Origin of the sequence: uncultured Clostridium sp. (genome assembly GCF_934754915.1) — a bacterium.
In the GTDB taxonomy this organism is placed as follows: Bacteria; Bacillota; Clostridia; order Clostridiales; family Clostridiaceae; genus Clostridium.
In genome coordinates this window covers 1-22,673 of sequence record NZ_CAKVKB010000049.1, presented here as the reverse complement: position 1 = coordinate 22,673, position 22,673 = coordinate 1, and the positions used below count along the sequence as shown (strand labels likewise).

The following is a 22,673-nucleotide window of genomic DNA, read 5'->3' as shown; positions in this document are numbered from 1 at the left end:
TATATCTTTTACTAAATATACTCATAATAAATATAAGGACTTTAAAGCTAAAATAAATTTAACTGAAAAGTCCCTCTTAGAAATATGCATAAAACTATATAGATATGAAAAATATGATTTCTAATAAAAATAAAAAAGAACTGCTGTATTGAAGATTATAAATGCAATATATGGTGCTATAATCTTTAATACAGCAGTTCCTTATTATCAAAATGTCTGAAATAAAATTTGTATTTTAATAAATTATAAATACTTTCTAACATATTTTTATTTAGTAATACTTAGCAATTTTTCAAAGATTAAAAGTTTATATCATTAAAAAACAATTAATATAAACACATAAATGAAAATCAAGCAAATATTTCTTTTAAATGTTTAGTAAGTTTCATATTTTCATCATAATCAACTTTACAATCTATTATGCATGGAACATCCTGTTTAAATGCATTTTCTAATACAGGAATAAGTTCTTCAGCTTTTGTTATCCTATATCCTTTAGCATTCATTCCTTCTGCCAGTTTTACAAAATCTGGATTTGTAAAATTTACAAAACATTCTTTTCCATATTGATCTAATTGTTTCCATCTTATTAATCCATAATTGCTATCATTAAATATTAAAACAACAATTGGAGTTCCTATACGAATTGCTGTTTCAATTTCCTGAGAATTCATCATAAATCCTCCATCACCAGTAATAGTCAGCACTTTTTTATCTGGATTAATAAGCTTTGCAGCAACTGCTCCAGGGACACCTATTCCCATTGTAGCAAATCCATTTGATATTATGCATGTATTAGGTTCATAACAGTTATAATGTCTTGCAATCCACATTTTATGAGCACCTACATCTGACACAACTATATCATCCCGTCCCATGACCTTTCTCACATCTGATAAAATCTTTTGAGGTTTCATTGGAAATGACATATCATCATTATATTTGTTTAATTCATGTTCTATCTTTTCTTTTATATCTAATGTAAATTTAGGTTCTTCCTTTGATTTGCTTCTTCTTTCTATATTCATTAATGAATCTGATATATCTCCAACGACTTCAACTTCAGTCTGATATAATTTATTTATGTGTGCTGGTCTTGTATCTATATGGATTATTTTTTTATCACCTTTCTCATTCCATTTCATAGGAGCATATTCTACAATATCGTATCCTACAGCTATAACCAAATCTGCATGTTCAATTACCATATTTACATAATCCTTTTGAGGAATTCCAATTGTTCCTATATGATACAAATTATCACATGGGATTATACCTTTAGACATCATTGTTTCTATTACAGGTATTTTCAATTTTGTTGCAAATGAAGTCAATGCCTTGCCAGCTTGTGCTCTTACTGCACTGCTTCCTGCTAAAATCACAGGATTCTTTGCTTTAAATATTTCTCCTGCTGCTTCTTCAATTGTATTTAAGGCTGCGAATTCTTTTGGCTGTACCTTCTTTTTTAATGGCTTTTCAAAACCTACTGACATTTTGGAAATATTTATTGGCAGATCAATATGACATGCACCAGGTTTTTCACTTTCAGCATATTTAAAAGCTATTCTTACAATTTCATGAACTGTATCTGGACGCACAATCATTTTGCTTCTCTTAGTTATTGGCTCAAACATTTTACATAAATCTAAAAATTGATGGGAAGTAATGTGCATTCTTTCTGTTCCCACTTGTCCTGTTATTGCAATTATAGGTGCTCCATCACTATGGGCATCAGCAACTCCTGTAACTAAATTTGTAGCACCTGGTCCTAATGTAGATAAACATACTCCAGCTTTTCCTGTAAGCCTTCCATATACATCCGCCATAAATGCTGCACCTTGTTCATGACGAGTAGTTATAAATTTAATCGATGAATTTGAAATCGCATTCATAACTTCAAGATTCTCTTCTCCAGGTATTCCAAATATATATTTTACCCCTTCCTCTTCTAAACATTTTACAAGAAGCTGTGCTGTATTCATTTCTTTTTCCATAATATTCTTCTTCTCCATTTCCCTCTTCACAATAATAGTTACTACTGCCTGAAATATTTCAGCAATATTCCTTAATACGATATATATTGCGAAATTAAAATTACATATAAATCTTATATAAGTACATATAAAAATATCAAAGAGATTTTAAAAAAATTTCATCCTTCACTATATATTGCAATCTATATCAGATTTTTATTTAAAATATACTGTTGTTCTAATAAGATCTACATGTTCATTTGTTGTGTTAATTATCTTTAAAAGATATTCAGATTCATTTCCATCTAAATCAAACATAAAAGTTTCTTTATTATTTAAAATTACTCTTTTATCTTCAATACAGATAAAAACTTCTTTGCCTAAATTATAAATGTATTCTATAGTTTTTCTATGTTGTTTTGGTTTTATTTTTAATAAGCATTTATCATTGTTCAAAACCATAAAGTGCTCTAATGTTCCTGTACATTTTGAGTTTGTCATTAAATTAAAATCAGCTGCTTTTCCATAGCTGGTTGTATCCCAGTCACCACTAAAATTTTCTACTTCAAATTTCTCCAAAGTCTTTTCATACCTATTTTTATGAATAAGTTTCAATTTTCCAGTGATGGGCATTAAAACTCTTGAAATTCCATTCAGCTTTGTAAACACTGATTCTTCATTTTCAACAGTCGCACTGCTTATTCTAAACATGAAATTTCTTTCTTTATATTCTGCTGTTTCTGGATATATGTACAGTTCCTTTGTATACCCTCCAGACCATTTTGTCAGTTTATAATCATTTTCATTTAAAATTTTATACTTCATAAACGATTTCACCATCTTTTATAACTTTTTCAACCAGATTATTTCCTGTATTATAAACCAAGAATTTATAATTAGGATATTTAATAATAACCATATCTGCTTTTTTTCCTTCTTCTATACTTCCTATAATATCAGCCCTTCCTAAAGCAGCTGCCCCATTTAATGTAAGAGCTGTAACTGCTTCTTCTATTGTCATGCCCATATGTATTACTCCCAAAGCCAGCATAAGAGGAATAGAATTTGCAAAACAGCTTCCAGGATTTAAATCACTTGCAAGAGCCACACATCCACCTTTATCTATTATCTTTCTTGCAGGTGCATAAGGCTTATTAAGACAAAAAGCTGTACATGGAAGAAGTGTTGCTGTAACATTGTTTTCACATATTTTATTTATTCCTTCTTCACTTACCATAAGAAGATGATCTGCAGATACACATCCAAGCTCACCAGCCAATTCTCCTCCGCCTATACTCACTATTTCATCTGCATGAATTTTACTTTTTAAACCTAGCTTTTGCCCTTCAATAAGTATTTTTCGGCTTTCCTCAATAGAAAAAACTCCTTCTTCACAAAATACATCACAAAATTCTGCAAGAGATTCTTCACATACTTCTGGAATTACTTTTTCTATCATATATTTTATGTACTCAAAATTCCTGTTTTTATACTCTGATGGTACAGCGTGAGCTCCTAAGAAAGTAGATACAATATCTATAGGACAATCTCTGTTGAGCTTTTTCATTACTTTTAACATTTTTATTTCACATTCTAAATCAAGACCATATCCACTTTTTCCTTCAACTGTTGTAATTCCCTGACTTATCATATTTCCCAATCGTTCTTTTCCAAGGAAATATAACTCTTCAAAAGATGCATTTCTTGTGCTTTTTACAGTACTTTGAATTCCTCCGCCCATATTTAAAATCTGAAGATATTCTGCACCTTCCAGTCTTTTTACAAATTCATCCTCTCTATAACCACTGAATATAAAATGAGTATGTGAATCTACAAAACCTGGAAGCACACATTTTCCTTCTGCATTAATTATTTCATCACATTCAAATTCATTTATCTTCATCAAAACATCATTGGTGTTTCCTACAATTTTTATAATTCCATCTTCAATATAAACTGCTCCATCATTTAAAGTAAAAAGTTCATTCATTTCACAGCCTTTTCTGCCTTTAAATCCTTTAGGAGTAGCTATTTGATCTGCATGCTTTATTAATACTTTTCTCACTGCTATCCCTCGATTTCTTTCATTGTTTTCTGAACCCTGCTCACTATTTCATTTTCACTTACAGATTGAATCTTTCCATTATCCACAGTAATTTTTCCATTTATGACCACCTTTTTTATAGCATTAGGCTGCATTGAATAAACTATATTAGGAAGAATCTGTTCTCTGCTTTCTGAAATAGGCTGCATTGACAAATCTTCCATATCTATTCCTAAAAAATCAGCTTTATATCCTTTTTCTATTTTTCCAACAGGAAGCTGTAAAATTTCCCCTCCATATTGTGTTCCCATTTTAAATGCATCTTTATAATTTACACATATTGCATCTAAATTCTTGACTTTTTGCAACAATGCAACCATTCTCATTTCTTCAAATACACTTATTCTATTATTGCTGCATGCTCCATCACTTCCAAGACCTATCTTTACATTATTTTTCATCATAGATACAATATCAGTTATGCCATCTGCTAAGAACATATTACTTGATGGGCAATAGACCAATTTAGCATTTTTCTTTCCTAATAACTGAACCTCACTGTCTTTGAGCCATACTCCGTGAATTATAACCATACTTTCATCAACTACTCCTATTTTATCTAAATACTCTATTGTTGAAAGATTATCATGTTCCTTTTTAACCTGCTCAACTTCAAATGGTTCTTCTGCAACATGAATATGAAAACAAGTTCCCAGTTTTTTTGCTAAATCATGCCCCTCTCTAATCATTTCAGGACTTGCTGCATGAAGACTGTGTGGTGCTGGTATTACTGTTACCATCTTATCTTTATTATTATATTTCTCAGCTAAGTATCTTGTATTTTTTACTGCATCTTCTATTGTTTCAACATATCCTTCTGGCGCTCCATCCCAGTCATACATAGTTCTCGCAAGAACTAATCTCATTCCCAGATCCTTTGCTGCCTTTATTATCATTTCATCACTTTCAATTCCAAAATTGTGAAGATAAAAAAAATCACTGACAGTAGTAACGCCACATTTCATCATTTCTCCAAAAGCAAATAATGCACCATTATAAATATGTTCCTTTAAAAATCTAGGAGAATATTTATATAATGCTTCATCTCTCCACTCTAAAAACGGTCTGTCACATGATAATCCCCTAAGAAGACTTTGAAAACAATGATTGTGAGCATTTACACAGCCTGGAACCATAATTAACTTGTCCCATTTTGCTTCATCTGCATCTTTATATTTATTTTTTAATGTGTTATAATTGTCAACTTCAACTATCTCATCATCTTCAACTAAAATTCCCATATTCCTTTCAAATTCTTCGTTTACATATACATATTCTGGTTTATATAATGTTCTCATAATTAATCAACCTCCTTATCCAGTTTTAAAACAGTATTTAATAATACATTTCCTGCTCTTTCTATATCCTTCATGTCAGTATTTTCTTCCTTGCAGTGACTCTTTCCATCAATACTCTGAACAAACAACATTCCAGTCTTTGTTATATCACACATATGAACACTATCATGTCCAGCCATGCTTACCATATCTATTACCGGCATACCTAATTCCTCTATAGAACTTTTTAATGCATTTATTATATCTTTATCCATATTAACTTCAGCTTGATTTAATATGACCTTTCTTTCAAATTTAACATTTCTTTTTTCTTCAATATCTTTCAAACTTAATGTAAATTTTCTAATAATCTCTTCTTTGATTTCATTATTTGGAGTTCTTATTTCAATAATAAACTCTACATCCCCGCTTATGATATTTGCAGAGTTTGGAAATACATTTACTCTTCCAACAGTACCTACAACATCTTCTCTATTTACTTCCTTGACTATTCTTTCTAATTTCAGTGCTGCTTCTGCAGTACTTAAAAATGAATCATGTCTATATTTCATAAGAGTAGTTCCTGCATGATTTGCCTCTCCAAGTACTCTTATTTCTTCTCTATATATTCCTGTTATCTTCTTTACAACGCCTACTGATTCTTTCTTATCAAATAAAATTCTTCCCTGCTCTATGTGACATTCTATAAATGCACTCATATCATTCTTTTTCAGTAATGCATCTTCAAGAACATCTGCATTTCCTCCTATCCTTTTCAATGCCTGGCTGAGCATTGTTCCATCATCTTTATTTTTTGCTTTTTTAACCTGTTCCTTTGACACTTTTCCTGTAGCTACTCTGCTTCCTAAAGTTGATATATTATAAGGATTTGGCTCTTCTGCGCTAAATGATACTATCTGCAATGGATGTCTCATTTTTATCTTTTCCTCAGTAATTCTCTGAACTACTTCTATAGCAAGAAGTACACCTAATGCTCCATCAAATTTCCCTCCATTAGGAACTGCATCATGATGAGACCCCAATGTTATTGGCTTTAAATTTTCATTTCCTTTTACTTCTGCAAATATATTAGCTATTGGATCTATTTTTACATATGCTCCTATTTGGTTTTTTAAAATATCAATAAGAAATTTCCTTGCTTCTACATCGCTATCACTTCCTATAGATCTATCTATTCCTCCATATTCATTCATTCCAAATTCAGCCAGCTCTTTCAGCCTTCTTTTTACTCTGTCCTTATTAATAAAAAAATCTTTCATAGAATTTACCTTCTCCAACTTTGTATATAGTTTATATTTGGGCAACAATTATTTAAATTAATTGAATGATACAACTTTCTCTTCATCAAAAATCAAACCATCCTGTAAACATCCTTCATTCATGGAAACAATCCTGTCTGCAACTCTCTTTGCAAAGCTCATGTCATGTGTTATTATCAACATTCCCATGCCTTTTTTGCTAAGTGATTTTATAATTTTAGCAACTTCTCCTGTAAGTCCTGGGTCTAAAGCTGATGTTGGTTCATCAAAGCACATTATTTTAGGTTCAAGACATAAAGCTCTTCCAATTGCCACTCTCTGCTTTTGTCCACCAGATAATTGACATGGATAATTGTCCTTTTTATCTAAAAGACCTAAGAATCCTAATGTCTCTTCTGCCTTTTTTACAGCCTCTTCTTTACTCATTCCTAAAACTTTTTGAGGAGCTTCTATAAGATTTTCAATTACAGACATGTGAGGAAACAAATTAAAATTCTGAAATACCAGACCAATATCTTTCCTTATATCTCTAAGTTCCTTTTTGCTGACATATTTTCCGTTTTTACATAAGGTCTTCCCATTTATCTCTATATTTCCATCATCACAATGTTCTAAAGCATTTATACATCTTAGAAATGTTGTTTTTCCTCCTCCTGATTTTCCTACTATAACCACTATTTCTCCAACATCTATTTCAATGTTTATTCCTTTTAAAACTTCAACATTTCCAAAAAACTTTCTCACATTTTCAGCTTTTAGCATAAATATTCCACCTAACTATAATATTCATATCTCTGTTCAACCTTTTTAATTCCCTTACTTAAAATTCCAATAATCACCAAATAAATTAATGCACATAACAATAATGGAACTAATGTTACATCCCTGTTAGATGCTATTTTTGCAATTTTTAATATTTCATCCAAGCCTAAAACATAAACTAAAGACGTATCTTTTACTAATACAGTTATTTCATTAGCAACTGGAGGTATTACTCTCTTAACAGCCTGAGGCAATATAACTCTGAAGAAGGTAGTTTTAGGTGATAAACCTAAAACTTCTGCTCCTTCATATTGTCCTTCATCAATAGAATTTATTCCTGACCTGAATATTTCACCAAAATACGCTGCATAATTCAAAGTAAAAGCTATCACTCCAGCCATAAATCTATCAAAAGTTATTCCTATAATTGGCAGACCAAAAAATATTACTATTATCTGCAATAATAAAGGTGTTCCTCTCATTATTAAAATGTAGTATTCTAAAATTTTACTCAATATAGTTATCTTTGATCGTCTTCCCAAAGCAACTAAAATTCCTAACGGAACTGATAATACCAATACAATCACAAAGAATTCCATTGTAACCTTTAATCCTTCTAATAATTGGGGCATCAATTCTAACATATATCCCATAACTGATACTTCCTTTCTTCTATTATTTAACTACAATATCTGATCCAAACCACTTTTCAGAGATTTTTTTACTTGTTCCATCTTCGTTGCATTCCTTCAATCCTTCATTGATTTCATTTTTCAATTTTGTATTTCCATGTTTAACTCCTACTGCATAATCCTCATCACCAAAATTGTCATCTAAAATCTTGTACTTATCTTCTCCTCTTTCATGCATGTAATATCTTACAAGTATTTCATCTGCAACTATTGCATCTATTCTTTTATTTTCAAGATCCATTAATGCATCATTATTGGTTTCATAAGTTGTTGTCTTTCCTCCATCAAAGGCCTTTTCAACTCCTTCTTCTGCCCTAATTGCATCTACTGCACTCGATTCATTTTGAGCCCCTACTTTTTTGCCTTTTAAATCATCTTTTGTATTAATTTCAGAGTCTGAAAGAGTAACAATTACTTGTTTATTTCTTAAATATACGTTAGAAAAATCAACTTCTTCTTTTCTTTCAGGTGTTATGGAATATCCATTCCATATTGCATCAATATTTCCACTATTAAGTTCTGATTCTTTCATGCTCCAGTCAATAGGCTGAAATTTAACATCCATTCCCATTTTTTCTCCAACTGCCTTGGCAAGTTCAATATCAAATCCTACTAAATCTCCATTGTCATCCTTAAATCCCATAGGTACAAAAGTATCATCGATTCCTAAAACTATTTCCTTTTTTGAATCTTCCGAATTTGTTGCTGCTTCTTTAGATTTTGAACCTGATTCACATGAAACCAATGCTAATCCTAATGTTAAACTCATTCCCATTGTTAATATTCTCTTCATTATTTTTCTTTTTTTCATTATTATTCACTCCTTAATATAAATAAAAACAAAGGTATTTCGTTTATTGATTTTAGAAACACCTTTGTTTCAATAAGTTTTATTTATTTTAGCTTTTCTACAATTTCTTTTACCAAAACATCATCTGCTATATAAGGCAATGTAATATGTGACTTTCCTTCATTATTTTCATTAAATTCTACACATGTTGATACTGAATTTTCATTTCTTGCCCATGATCTTCTTGATACACCAACCATTGTATCCCATGGCATTGCCATACTTAAAATTGTATCAACTCTTTCACTTCCATCCAGAACCATTCCAAAACCGCCATTTACAGACTTTCCAATTCCAACTCCTCCACCATTATGAAGTGCAATCAGACTCATTCCTCTTGCAGCATTTCCAGCAAAACACTGTACTGCCATATCTGCCATAATATTAGAACCATCTTTAATATTAGAAGTTTCTCTAAATGGTGAATCTGTTCCTCCTGTATCATGATGATCACGTCCAAGCATTACCGGTCCAATTTCTCCATTACGAACCATTTCGTTAAATTTTAATGCTATTTTAGTTCTTCCCATAGCATCCTGATATAAAATACGAGCTTTTGTTCCTACAACCATCTTATTCTTCTTTGCATCTCTGACCCATATATAATTATCCCTGTCCTGATATCTTCTATCTGGATCAATGCAATCCATTGCTGCTTTATCAGTAGCATCCAAGTCCTCTTGTTTTCCACTTAAGCATACCCATCTGAAAGGTCCATATCCATAATCAAATAATTGAGGGCCTAATATATCTTCAACATAAGATGGGAATATAAATCCATCTTTTTCATTTACACCATTTTTACATATTTCACTTACACCTGCATCAAATACGGCCTTCATAAAACTGTTTCCATAATCAAAGAAATATGTTCCTTTTTCATGTAACTTTTTAATCAATTGAAAATGGTGTCTTAATGTTTTGTCTACAAGTTTACAGAAAGTATGTGGATCTTTATCCAGCATTTCTGTACGTTCTTCAAATGTAAGTCCTTCTGGACAATATCCTCCATCATATGGTACATGACAAGAAGTCTGGTCTGATAATAAATCAATATGAATATTATTGTCTATCATATATTTTAAAAGATCTACAACATTGCCATGATATGCTATAGCACATGGCCTTTTTGCCTTTTGTTCTTCCTTTACCCACTGAGAAATTTCATCCAAATCCTCAGACACTCTGCTTATCCATCCCTGATCTAATCTTGTTTGTATACGGGACATATCAACTTCTGCAATAACTGCAACAGCTCCTGCAATTTCTGCTGCCTTTCCCTGAGCACCACTCATTCCTCCAAGACCAGATGATACGAATAATCTTCCAGATAAATCTTCATTTTGTGGTATGCCCAGTTTTAATCTTCCTGCATTTAATAAAGTATTGAATGTTCCATGAACAATTCCCTGAGGTCCTATGTACATCCATCCGCCTGCAGTCATCTGTCCATAATTAGCTACTCCTAAAGCTGCAGCCCTGTTAAAATTAGCCTGATCATCAAAAAGTCCTACCATAAGCCCATTGGTTATTACAACTCTGGGTGCTAATTTATGTGATTTAAACAATCCAACAGGATGTCCTGATTCAACTACTAAAGTCTGTTCATCTGTTAATTCTTCAAGATATTTTTTTAATAGTCTATACTGCATCCAATTCTGACATACCTGCCCTGTTTCTCCATAAGTAACAAGTTCATAGGGATATAGCGCAACCTCAAAATCTAAATTATTATCAATCATAACCTGAAATGCTCTTCCTTCAATGCATTTTCCTTTGTATTCAGTTATAGGTTTTCCGTAAATCCTTCCTTCTGGTCTGAATCTATATCCATAAATTCTTCCATGTTCTTTCAATTCCTGTAAGAATTCTTTTCCCATTTTTTCATGATACTTCTCTGGTATATAACGGAGAGCATTTTTTAATGCCAGTTCTACATCACTCTTTGAAAGTTCTGATTCTCTTTTTGGTGCACGTCTTATTCCTTCAACAAACTTTGGATATTCAGGAAGTTCAAAGTCTAATTTAATTTTCATTGCTTTTTCTATTTCTTTATTTTCCATTAATTTCGCCCCTTTATTTATATAATACTGTTATAATTTTTAATCTATCTAAATTCACCGCAGGCTTCCATTACTGCTTCTTGTATTTCTCCACTTCTAACTAAATCATTCATCTTTGCAATATCTATTCTTATTTCTCTATCCTTATCAAAAAATTCAACTTTGTTTCTGACAATATCATAGACAATTTTGTTTAAAGGAGAAATCTTTCCTCCTCTGAGATCAACACCTTGAACAGCAGCCATGAGTTCAAATGCAAGAACTGAAAAAGTGTTTTCAACAATAGTCCTGCTCTTTCTTGCTGCAGTAGTTCCCATACTTACATGATCTTCCTGATTAGCTGAACTTGGAATAGAATCTACACTTGCTGGATGTGCCAGAACTTTATTTTCTGAAACCATAGATGCAGCACTATATTGGCAGATCATATATCCAGAATTTATTCCTCCATGGTTAGTTAAAAATGCTGGAAGACCTTCATTTAATGCCGGATTTACAAGTCTTTCAAGCCTTCTTTCTGATATATTTGCTATTTCAGATACTGCAATTCCAAGATAATCAAAAACTAATGCTAATGGTTCACCATGAAAATTTCCTCCTGATATTACTGCTTCATCTTCAGTGAATAATATTGGATTATCAGTAACTGAATTCATTTCTATTTCAATAACTTTTCTTGTATGATCTAAAGCATCTCTTATAGCTCCATGTACCTGAGGTATGCATCTTATTGCATAAGCATCCTGGACTCTTAAATCTTTTGAATTTGCAATTATTTCGCTGCCTTTTATTAAATTTCTAATATTATTAGCAACATACTGCTGTCCTGCGTGAGGTCTTACTGCCTGGATTCTTGGATCAAATGCATTTTCAAGAGCTGTAAGAGCTTCCATTGTCATTGCACTTGATATATCCGCTAATCTTGCAGCATTTAATGCATCATAGTATGAAAGAGTTCCAACTGCATTCATTGCCTGCGTTCCATTTATCAGTGCCAAACCTTCTTTAGCTTTTAAAACCTGAACTTCTATATCAGCTTTTTTCATAGCTTCATATCCATCCATTAATGTTCCTTTGTAATAGGCTTGTCCTTTTCCCAATATAACTAAGGCCATATGTGCAAGAGGTGCCAGATCTCCACTTGCTCCAAGAGATCCTTTTTGTGGAACATATGGTGTAACCCCTTTATTAAGCATATTTATCAAAGTCTTTACAACACAAGGTCTTATTCCTGAATTTCCAATACATAATGCATTAGCTCTCAAAAGCATCATAGCTCTTACTACTTCTACTTTATAAGGTTCTCCAGTAGCAGCGCAGTGGCTTAGAATCAAATTCTGCTGAAGGACTTCAATTAAATCTTTATCAATTGAAATTTTGCTGAACTCCCCAAAACCGGTACTGACACCATAAGCAGCTCTTCCTTCATCAACTATCTTATCAACAAGCTTACGGGATTTTATCATCATTTCTATTGAATCTTTTGAAATATCTACTTTAGCATTGAATCTTGCCACTGCAACTACTTTTTCAACAGTAAGACTCTTTCCATCAATTTCTACATGCTTAATTTTTTTAGGATTTACTTCCCCCTGTTCATCTGCTTCTTCTTTATATGCATATTGATTAAAATTATTATACATTTCAAATTTCCTTCTTTCTTCTTAATACTTATTATTTTCATTCCTTTACGCCTTTGTAAATTGAACTATACCAATTTAGAATTCAGATAATATTAGATAATAAAAATAAAACAACGGAGCTTATTTTTTTTAATAAACTCCGTTGTTTATATACAATTAATTCTTTTATATCTGCTTATTGGCTTTTCTTGTAACTTATATTATCATAGGCTTTTTTATATGTCAATGATAATTTTATATTTCTTAAAATAATTTAGTTTTTGAAATTGGTATATATCTTTTTTAGAGTATATGCCTGTTTTAAAAATATATATAATTAAGGAGCTGTCGCATCAAGAAATTAAACTGCTATATCATAGTATATTAATTAAGTTATTCAATACTATATATAGTATAATTTAATTTCTGTGCAACAGCCCCACAACAACTCAACATATAGCGTAGATTTATTAAACATATCTACTATGGGTTTCAATTATATAAAATTGCAATTATGGAATATTAACAACTATTATTATCCAATACACTTATTAATCCAGCATTTTTCTGCTTTCTCTAAAAGATGAACTAATGAGCCTTCATCCAATATATATTCAAAATCTATGAATCTTGTATTCCTAATATTATTCCTAGATTTTATAAAACTATAATATTCCTCAGGAACAATAACTACACTATAATTTTCTATTTCATCAATAAAATTATCACATTCCATGTCTATATTAATTTTTTTGCTATAATCAATATTACTTAACTTTTTTAAATTGTCTTCTACAAGATTTAAAAAGTTTTTACTTTTATAGACTATTGCAACCTTATCATCAGATTTTATATTTGCAATTTCACTAATAGTTTTATTGCTCACTTTAAGCACTACAGTTTCAATCTTTTCATTTGTTCCCTTTAAAATATCTTTTATTTCGTCTACATGATTCAATGTAGTCACAATAAAATCAAATTTATTCATTACATCTTTAGGATTTTTTCTTATATTATCTAATAAAAAGTTATTGACATTTATATTACACTTTTGTGTTATAAGATTTGAACTCTTTGTTAAGAGTTCAATACTACAGTCAATCCATGCAACAGATACTTTTTCATTATCTCTCAACCTTTTCCATAACTCTTTCATCACAATATCCTTTATCTGAATTTCATTAAAATTCAGTTCTTCAAGATTATCAATAAGATTTCGTATTATATCTATAATAAATTCTCTTTTTTCATTCATGTGATTTCCAGTAATAAAAGTTCCTTTTCCTTGAACCTTTCTTATTCTTCCCATTTTTTCAAGTTCATCAAATACCTTCTTTATAGTTCCTCTTGATACATTAAACTGTTCACCCAGCTTTCTTTCTGTAGGAAGTTTTCCATTACTGCAGAATTCGTTATTATCAATAGCTTCCACAATATTATTAACTATCTGTTTAAATATAGGAACATCATTATCAGTATCTATATTAAAGTTCATTAATATTCTTCCTTTCACATTTTTTCTTATACAATTGTCTTATTTTCATATTGAATCCATATAAAGAGCCTCTATCTATGAGATATTCAAATGATATTACTTTTTTTCCTCTTTTCTTAAATTCCTCAAGAATGTTTAAAGCCTCATTATCCAGAAAAATATTATAATTAGGTGGGACTATGACCACATTAATATTAGATATAAATTCTTTAAATTTTTCAATATTACAGCTGCAGCTGACTGAAACGAGATAATTATTTCTATCGATCAATTTCAACTTATCAACAATATTATTTAAAAAATTTCTGCTCTTATAAATTATTCCTATTTTTTCCTTTTCATCTATCTGTGCAATTTCCAATATTGTTGTATCACTTACTTCTAAAACTAACTTTTCAATAGGGGGTGATTCCTCAGAAAGGAGATATAATAATTCACGATAATGATAATTGGATGTTGCAATTAAATCATATGATAAATTTATTAAACTGCTGTCTTTTCTAATATCATCCAACAGAATAGTTTTGACCTTCAAATTGCGTATCTCCTTTATCTGATTTGATATATTAAGCAGATTTTCTGGAGAACAGTCAACCCATACCATATTAATAGTATTGTCTTTATAAAACTTTCTATTTAATTCTTTTTCTAATATCATATATATCTGCCTTGAATCAACAAAAGATAATTTTGAAAAAGTATCAGAAATTATTTTTTCTGCCTGTTCAACATCAATATTTCCTTCTTTTCGTAATACAAATGTACCACTTCCTTGAACTCTTTCTATATAATGATTCTTTTCTAAATCGTCAAATGCCTTTTTAATTGTCCCTATTGATACATCATTAGTGCTGCATAATTCCTTTTCAGTAGGTAGCTTGTCTCCACTTTTAAATGTTCCCTTTTTAATCAGATTCTCAAACTGCATAATAATCTGCTTGTAAATCGGAACTTTACTATCTTTATATATTTCTAATTTCATAACTGACCCTTTACTTACTGTTTTTTGCTTCTATTTTAGCACATTTATATTCTTTTCAAAATATTACTACTACATGAATACATTATTTCTCTAATAAAAAAATTAATATAAAACAGCAGAAATACTAGTCATTCAGTCATATTTCTGCTGCTTCATATATTTGCACCTATATTAAAAACATTATACCTTAATTTTCTTCATCAAAACATTTGAACTGGAATTTGTATTTCAGTTACAAATTGTTCTTCATCATTTGTGAGTCCATCATCTACCATTGTAATCTCTCTTGAAAATCCACTGACATGCATTTTATGCTTCTCTATAAAATTCATGAGTTTTTCATACTGTTTTGAAGCATCTTTATGGCTTCCGCAAAAGCGAAGTGTTGCACAGGTTTCTTCCTTCCAGATTTCTGTTTCTCCTGTATATATGTCTTCCTTATCCAAAATAACAAACACTATATCATATTCATTATATTTTTTATCATCAAGTTTTTCTTTTGAAATTCCAACTCCTACTTTTCCAATCCATACAACAGTATCTTCCTGATCTTTTTCTAATTGTCTTAAAGATGTTTCTAAATCTACATATGAATTTAAAGATAATTTTGCATTTCTCAGCCATGCTACACGCCTAGCAGGTATTTTTCTTATTTTTATAATTCCAATTTCATATAATAGCGATAACCTGTATGTGGATCAATATATTCTGGTGATAATAATCCTGATCTTTCATAATGCCGCAAGGTTCCTACACTAATATGAAACATTTTCGCTACATACCCAATTGAAAACAAATCTCTTTTATCCATATAATTCTCCTTATTATGAAATTTCCATACTTATTCTTTCAGGATGACGCTTCATCCATACATAAGCTCCTATACAAATAAATACAGATAATGCAGAACCTATTGGAGATGCCATTCCCATTGGAAATAATGTCTCTGTAAAGTATTTTGATGCAAACCACGAAAGCGGGATTCTGGCACAGACAATAGAAATAAAATTATGTATAAATGAAATGTTTGATAAACCATTTGCACAAAAATAGCCGCTAAAACTAAAGTGAATTCCTGCAAATACACAATCCCACACATAGCTTCTCATATATTCTCCACCAAGTAAAATGACTTTTGAATCATCTGAAAATAGTCCTACAGCTGACTCAGCAGCAAACTGCATTATAACTGATACAGCCAAACCAAAAATTACTGCTATAAATACAGAATATTTTAATGTCTGTTTTGCACGTTCAGGTTTTCCAGCTCCAATATTCTGTGCTGAAAGTGCTGACACTGTAGATAATAAAGATGAAGGCACCAGGAATAAAACTCCAATCAGTTTCTCCACAATTCCTACTGCTGCTGCATCATTAAGTCCACGAAGATTTACAAAAATAGTAATTACAATAAAGGAAACCTGAATAAATCCATCCTGTACTGCAATAGGAATTCCTAACTTAAGAATATTTGTTAATATGCTTCTTTTGAATTTAAGGTCTTTTATGCAGATTCCTGGTATCATTTTACGTTTCATTATTACAGCAAAAGAAATTACAACACTTATTGTCTGAGATAATGTTGTCCCTAAAGCAGCTCCAGCAGCTCCAAAACCAAATAATCCAATAAAAATATAGTCTAATATAATGTTAAAAATGCAGGCTACAGCCACAAAATACATTGGACTCTTTGAATCTCCCATACCTCGGAAAATAGAACTTATGATATTATAAGCAGTAATAAATGGCAGACCTGCAAAACATATTTTAAGATATGTGGTTGTCCCATAAACTGCTTCCTCCGGTGTTGACATAATAGAAACAATAGGATTTACTGCAAGAACTAATACGGCTGTACATATAACAGATAAGAGCATAAACAGAGTAATTGTATTACCAACAGCTTCATTAACCTGTTTATAATTCTTTCCTCCAATTGCTCGTGCAATAATAACAGTAGATCCCATAGTCAAACCAACAATCATAACAGTAAGCATATGCATTACCTGGCTTCCAATTGAAACTGCTGTTGTACCATCTACACTATTAAACTGGCCAATGATAAATAAATCTGCCATTCCATATAATGTTTGAAGAAAATAAGAAAGTAAATATGGCAGAGAAAAATATATTATGTTCTTAAATACACTTCCATTAGTAAGATCTCTTTCCATGATTATAACTACACATCCTTTCTACACGTTATATCATATAACACTATAATGTCTATAACAATTGTAGAGTCAAGTAAGATTATTCACATATTCTATATTTTATTAAAAAAACTTATTACATTTAACATTTCTGCATTATTATCAAAACAATTATTTTTAATGCTATTTATAAAAATCTACTCTTCTATATTATGCATTCCATTAACTTTAAACTTAAAATAATGATTTATTTATAAATAAATCCCAATTAATTAAAATGAGAATATATAAAATTTTTTAAATCCATATGATTCAATTAACAATATAAAATGTATAATTCAGGATCAAGAATTAAATCTTTTCAATATTTATTTAACATTTTTCATATATTTAAGATATATTTTAAATGCAGTTTTAATTTTGCAACATATATTAGATAAATCTTGAATATAATTTTAATTTTCCAATATACATTATCAATTTTATGCTATATTTTGCTACATTTTAAAATTCCAATATGTATCATGTACATATTTCATTAAAAAATGTCAAAAAATATACAAAAGTAAAGTATTTTTTGTTATAATAATACCTGCATGTAAAATTAAGGACTTATTAATACAATTTTAACAAAAAGTATTTTTTTAATTTATTGTCCAATATATTCAACTAGTAAAGGTGATTTATAATTATGAAAAAAAACAAAAAAACAAATGTTTCTATTAAAAAAAAGCTGCTATTTTCCCACGGAAGCATTATAGTTTTAGCATCTGTAATTATAATTATGTTGTTAACGGGAATTGGCATTATGAGAAGCAGTGTAGAAGGAATCTATACTGGTCCATTAACAAATATAGATAATATTGGAAATCTGCAAATTGGGTTAGTTGACTTACAGCGAGCTATTAATCGTGTTATTGTAGAAGGTGAAACTGGTGAAAATCTAGATTATGATGCCTTCAATAATACAGCTGAAACAAATGTTTCTTTAGTAAAAGACTCTATGAATATACTTTCAAATACATTACTTACAGATAAATCTAAAGCAAAACTACAGGAAATTCAGGAAAAGGTAGATGAAGGGGAAAAAATCCGTCCACAATTATTCTCTCTTTTATCAGCGCAAAAATATGACGAAGCTAATGAATTAAATACAAATACATATCTTCCAGTAGTAAATGAAATCAAAGCTTTGTCAGAAGAACTTGAAACTTTGATTTATGAGGTAGCTACTGATTATCATCATACAACAAGAATAAGCAGTAATGTTCTGTTTATTGCTGGTATTGCTATACTTATCATTGGGATTATATTCAGCATTAGTATTGCACTAAAAATTACAGACAGTTTATCAAAACCTATTGAAGAAATCACAAATGCTGCAAAAATCATGTATACAGGCGATATGTCAGCTGCCAAAGTCATAACATATGAAGGTGAAGATGAAATCGGTGTTTTAGCAGATGCAATGCGAGGAACAATGAATAATTTATCAGATTATATTGAAGAAATCTCAGTAACATTGAAACAGATGGCAAAAGGTGATTTAACAAAAGACGGCAATGAAATAACAGATTTTTTAGGTGATTTTTCAAGCATTAAAGAATCTTTTGTTTATATTTTAAAGAAATTCAATTCTACATTGACTGATATTCAAAATACTTCAAATCAGGTTGACAATGGTGCTGCTGAAATTGCCCGTGCAGCCAATTCTCTTTCTGAAGGTACAACAAATGAAGCAAGTTCAATTGAAGAATTGACAGCTACTGTGGATTCTGTTTTAGCTATGGCAGATGATAGTGCAAAGCGAACAGATGAAGCATATAAAAATGTCTGCAAATCTGTGGTTAACGCAACAGAAGAAATGGAGAAAATGAATGAGTTGACAAAAGAAATGCAGACTATTACTAATATTTCAAAAGAAATTCGAGTAATCATAACTACAATTGAAAATATTGCTTCACAGACAAAATTGCTTTCTCTAAATGCATCCATTGAAGCTGCAAGAGCTGGAGAAGCTGGAAAGGGATTTGCTGTTGTTGCTGACCAGATTGGCAAACTTGCAATGGACAGTAATGAATCTGCAGTAAATACACGTGAACTAATCGAAAGTACACTTAAAGAAATTGAAAAAGGCAATACTATTACTGAATCTGTTAATATTGCATTTCAGCATATTATACATGATATGAAAGATTTTGCAGAAACAGCTAAAACAACTAATGAAAATGCTAAAAATCAGGCACTTTCACTAAATGAAGTCAGCAATGGTATTGAACAGATTTCTGCTGTAGTTCAAAATACAGCAGCTTCTGCACAAGAAAGTGCTGCAGTCAGTGAAGAACTTTCTACACATGCAGATGAATTGGACAAGTTAGTTCAACGTTTTAAACTATATTAATTAAAGAAAAAGGGATATTTAATGAACCGACTTCCAGATTATTAGATTTTTAATCTAACTTTTGGGAGTCGGTTCACTTTTCTCATATTATCTATTCATTTAATTGTACATACATTCCAATTAGCTTACATCATACCATCTTTTATTATATTATAATCTCTTAAGACCTTTTCAATTACAGTTCCTTTTATTTTCTTAAGAACTGCTTTCTTTAAAATATTTAATGGCGCAGGAAGCTCAATTTCAAGTGGAGATCTGCCATCCATCAATCTTACAGTGTTTTCAAGTAATTCCCTTATATCATAAACACTTCCCCATACTTCAGGAATTCCACGATCAACTCCAAGAAGTCCATAAACTGCTTCCATTGCAGTACGTACAGAATATTCTGTAGTAAATATAGTATCTCTTGGTGTTTCTGCAAATTGGCCTAAAAATGCAAAATTCACACATCCGTCTGGAATTACATCTGGTCTGTCACCCTTTGCTCTTGGCATGAAGAATGCAGTGATATATGGCATCATTGTTGGTACACATATTGCATGATTTTCTGCAAGATCATCAATTTCATCTACTGGAACTCCAATATGATACAGCCATTCTTTTGTAATTTCTTTACCAGTACACTCTTTCATTGGTTTCTTCACATAATCTCCTAATACATCTGTAAACAGACTATATACCCATATACATACTTCATCTTCTTTCTGCTCTTTGAATTGTCCCTGCCTGTTTATTGTCCAGCTAAGAAGCCAGCTTGAATCTTTACAGCTCACAATACCTCCAGTAACAACACGCCCGCTTCTAGGATTTCTCTTGCAGATTTTTTCAATATACGAAATTATTTTATCATCAGAAGTTGTAATAGTTGCAGATTCCCAGTTTGTTTTTTCAATATCAGAACAGAACTTTTCAGGATGACCAAAAGCCTCATCTTGAGCTGCAATCTTCTTCCATAGACTCCAGCATCCACTAGTTCGTACTTCTGCATTTCCAACTGGTGCATTATCCTGATCTCCATAAATTGTTCCTTCTGTACAGCTTCCATTAGTAACAAATACAAGATCATTTTCTGTAAGAGGAATTTCCTCTTTTTCTCCATTAATCTTACATTCAATGCTTTTAGCAATCTTCTTATCATATACAAAATCAAATAATACATTAGTAACTTCTGTATTGAACTGAAAATCAACTCCTGCATTTTCTAAATACTTTTTCATTGGAAGAATTAAAGATTCATATTGATTATATCTTGTGAACTTTAATGCTGAAAAATCAGGAAGTCCTCCAAGATGATGAATAAATCTTTGAAAATACAGTTTCATTTCCAGTGCACTATGCCAGTTTTCAAAAGCAAACATAGTCCTCCAATATAGCCAGAAAGTAGAATTAAACACTTCTTCATCAAATACATCTTCAATTGTCTTATCATAAAGGTCTTCATCTTTTGTAAGGAATAATTTCATAATTTCCATACAGCCTTTTTGGCTTAAATTAAATTTACCATCAGTATGGGCATCTTTTCCGCGGTTTTCTGTTGCACGGCATAAAGAATAATTAGGGTCATGTTTATTGAGCCAATAATATTCATCAAGAACAGAAGCTCCTGGTTTTTCTAATGATGGTATGCTTCTAAATAAATCCCATAAACATTCATAATGGTCTTCCATTTCTCTTCCGCCACGCATTACATAACCTCTAAGTGGATCATCTATTCCATCACATGCTCCTCCTGTAATGTCCATAGCTTCTAATATATGAATATTTTCACCTTTCATCTGGGCATCTCTTATAAGAAAACAGGCTGCTGCCAATGAGCCAAGACCACTTCCAACAATATATGCTGATTTTTTATCTACTCCCTCTGGCTTTTCTGGATGGGCAAATGCTTCATAATTTCCACTTGAATAATAAATTCCCTTACTGTTTTTTCTATTCTTTTTTCTTTCTGTATTTCTATATGATTCAAGTTCTTTCATTCTCTGTTTCTTTATTTCTAATTGTTCTTTTTCTTTTCTATTTTTCATTTCAACAGCTGTCTTTACTCCAACTGCTAATAATGATACTGCTCCTAATTTAGCTAATTTTTTATTCATGTTTTTACACCTCATGCTTTCCTATATAATTTTTATGTTTATTTGCTGTTGATATTCTGCAAATACATATTTTCGCATATTATATGAATTTTATTTTAGCACTTTAAAAAAATCTCATAATATTATTGTTCCAAAAATCAAAATAACAATTCAAATAATTCCATAAAAAATATAAATACATAAGAAAATATGAATAAAATTTATTATTATAAAAATAAGCTGCATCAAATTGAAGTTTCTTAAACTCAATTTGATGCAGCTCATTTTCTCATTAAACTATGCTTTCTAATTGACAATGTACAATGAACAATTGACAATTAAGGATGAAATCTTTCCAAGATTTTTCATTCTATAGGAAATTATATTTTCAAACAATCTGCGGATAACTTTTGAAAGGGCAGAAACACACAGTCTGCAAAGCAGATTTTTTATAATTTTTATACGTATTACATAAATGAGGATTTTCCATATTAGCATAAATGCAAAACCCGGTTCAAGATATAGTATATATTAAATAACTGTCATACACTATATCTTGAGCCAAATCATATAAAATTATAATTATGAAATATCCTCAAATATAGGCAATGAAATATTATTTCACATTATAACGTACCCAAAGTACATCTTCACGTATGACTTCTGCTGCTTTTAATGAAAAGTGTACAGGTGGATTGTCAACACTTTTTAATACATTTTTAAAACCTATATCCAAAATTATACATTGTTAATTATAATAAAATATCTTTTCATCTATACCACTTTTTAAAAATCCCCATATATACATAATGAAATACATTAATCACATTCACTAATAGGCATAAGTGATTCATACCAATCAATTATAGATTGGATTCTCTGCTTATGAAAATAAATTCAAGGAGGTAATTAACTATGGCAGTAACTAAAATTCCAGAAAGTGC

At 30.6% G+C, this 22,673-nt stretch carries 17 protein-coding genes; 1 reads left to right on the top strand and 16 read right to left on the bottom strand.

Annotated elements, in window-relative coordinates; genetic code table 11:
• Positions 1 to 350: 350 nt before the first annotated feature.
• The 15 genes from Q0F58_RS09415 to Q0F58_RS09345 form a co-directional block, all read right to left on the bottom strand.
• Positions 351 to 1,994: an acetolactate synthase large subunit gene (locus Q0F58_RS09415; protein WP_294375508.1), complete on the bottom strand. Its 1,644-nt coding sequence runs from the start codon at positions 1,992 to 1,994 to the stop codon at positions 351 to 353.
• 195 nt (positions 1,995 to 2,189) lie between these two features.
• Entirely contained in the window at positions 2,190 to 2,798 is a 609-nt protein-coding gene (locus tag Q0F58_RS09410; protein ID WP_294375505.1) for a HutD family protein, read from the bottom strand.
• Positions 2,788 to 4,038 (bottom strand): imidazolonepropionase, encoded by a 1,251-nt coding sequence (gene hutI / locus Q0F58_RS09405; RefSeq protein ID WP_294375502.1) that lies wholly within the window; start codon positions 4,036 to 4,038, stop codon positions 2,788 to 2,790. The genes Q0F58_RS09410 and hutI overlap by 11 nt, the downstream gene beginning before the upstream one ends.
• Before the next feature lie 2 nt (positions 4,039 to 4,040).
• On the bottom strand, positions 4,041 to 5,375 hold the full coding sequence (locus Q0F58_RS09400) for an amidohydrolase (RefSeq protein WP_294375499.1): 1,335 nt from the start codon (positions 5,373 to 5,375) through the stop codon (positions 4,041 to 4,043).
• A gap of 2 nt (positions 5,376 to 5,377) precedes the next feature.
• Positions 5,378 to 6,634: a M20 family metallo-hydrolase gene (locus tag Q0F58_RS09395; protein ID WP_294375497.1), complete on the bottom strand. Its 1,257-nt coding sequence runs from the start codon at positions 6,632 to 6,634 to the stop codon at positions 5,378 to 5,380.
• A gap of 57 nt (positions 6,635 to 6,691) precedes the next feature.
• Positions 6,692 to 7,396 carry an amino acid ABC transporter ATP-binding protein gene (locus tag Q0F58_RS09390; protein ID WP_294375493.1) on the bottom strand — a complete coding sequence of 235 codons (705 nt, stop codon included), beginning with the start codon at positions 7,394 to 7,396 and terminating at the stop codon, positions 6,692 to 6,694.
• 11 nt (positions 7,397 to 7,407) lie between these two features.
• Positions 7,408 to 8,049: an amino acid ABC transporter permease gene (locus Q0F58_RS09385; protein WP_294375490.1), complete on the bottom strand. Its 642-nt coding sequence runs from the start codon at positions 8,047 to 8,049 to the stop codon at positions 7,408 to 7,410.
• Between the two features lie 22 nt (positions 8,050 to 8,071).
• Entirely contained in the window at positions 8,072 to 8,899 is an 828-nt protein-coding gene (locus Q0F58_RS09380) for an amino acid ABC transporter substrate-binding protein (RefSeq protein ID WP_294375488.1), read from the bottom strand.
• Positions 8,900 to 8,982: 83 nt separating this feature from the next.
• The gene (locus Q0F58_RS09375; RefSeq protein WP_294375486.1) at positions 8,983 to 11,001 is read right to left on the bottom strand and encodes a urocanate hydratase; all 2,019 of its coding nucleotides are present in this window, start codon (positions 10,999 to 11,001) and stop codon (positions 8,983 to 8,985) included.
• A 44-nt stretch (positions 11,002 to 11,045) separates the two neighbouring features.
• Positions 11,046 to 12,644: a histidine ammonia-lyase gene (gene hutH, locus Q0F58_RS09370; protein WP_294375485.1), complete on the bottom strand. Its 1,599-nt coding sequence runs from the start codon at positions 12,642 to 12,644 to the stop codon at positions 11,046 to 11,048.
• A 514-nt stretch (positions 12,645 to 13,158) separates the two neighbouring features.
• The gene (locus tag Q0F58_RS09365) at positions 13,159 to 14,118 is read right to left on the bottom strand and encodes a GntR family transcriptional regulator (RefSeq protein WP_294375483.1); all 960 of its coding nucleotides are present in this window, start codon (positions 14,116 to 14,118) and stop codon (positions 13,159 to 13,161) included.
• Positions 14,108 to 15,100: a GntR family transcriptional regulator gene (locus Q0F58_RS09360; RefSeq protein WP_294375482.1), complete on the bottom strand. Its 993-nt coding sequence runs from the start codon at positions 15,098 to 15,100 to the stop codon at positions 14,108 to 14,110. The genes Q0F58_RS09365 and Q0F58_RS09360 overlap by 11 nt, the downstream gene beginning before the upstream one ends.
• A 200-nt stretch (positions 15,101 to 15,300) precedes the next feature.
• Positions 15,301 to 15,720, bottom strand: a complete 420-nt coding sequence (locus Q0F58_RS09355) for a GyrI-like domain-containing protein (RefSeq protein ID WP_294375510.1) — start codon at positions 15,718 to 15,720, stop codon at positions 15,301 to 15,303.
• Positions 15,721 to 15,755: 35 nt separating this feature from the next.
• Positions 15,756 to 15,911, bottom strand: coding sequence for a MerR family DNA-binding transcriptional regulator (locus Q0F58_RS09350; protein ID WP_294375480.1), 156 nt, complete (start codon positions 15,909 to 15,911; stop codon positions 15,756 to 15,758).
• Positions 15,912 to 15,924: 13 nt separating this feature from the next.
• On the bottom strand, positions 15,925 to 17,274 hold the full coding sequence (locus Q0F58_RS09345) for an MATE family efflux transporter (protein WP_294375479.1): 1,350 nt from the start codon (positions 17,272 to 17,274) through the stop codon (positions 15,925 to 15,927).
• A gap of 670 nt (positions 17,275 to 17,944) precedes the next feature.
• On the opposite strand from Q0F58_RS09345, the gene Q0F58_RS09340 reads away from it, so the two are divergent.
• Positions 17,945 to 19,654, top strand: a complete 1,710-nt coding sequence (locus Q0F58_RS09340; protein ID WP_294375477.1) for a methyl-accepting chemotaxis protein — start codon at positions 17,945 to 17,947, stop codon at positions 19,652 to 19,654.
• A 125-nt stretch (positions 19,655 to 19,779) separates the two neighbouring features.
• Here Q0F58_RS09340 and Q0F58_RS09335 read toward each other — a convergent pair whose 3' ends face one another.
• Entirely contained in the window at positions 19,780 to 21,570 is a 1,791-nt protein-coding gene (locus Q0F58_RS09335; protein ID WP_367118163.1) for an oleate hydratase, read from the bottom strand.
• Positions 21,571 to 22,673 lie beyond the last annotated feature (1,103 nt).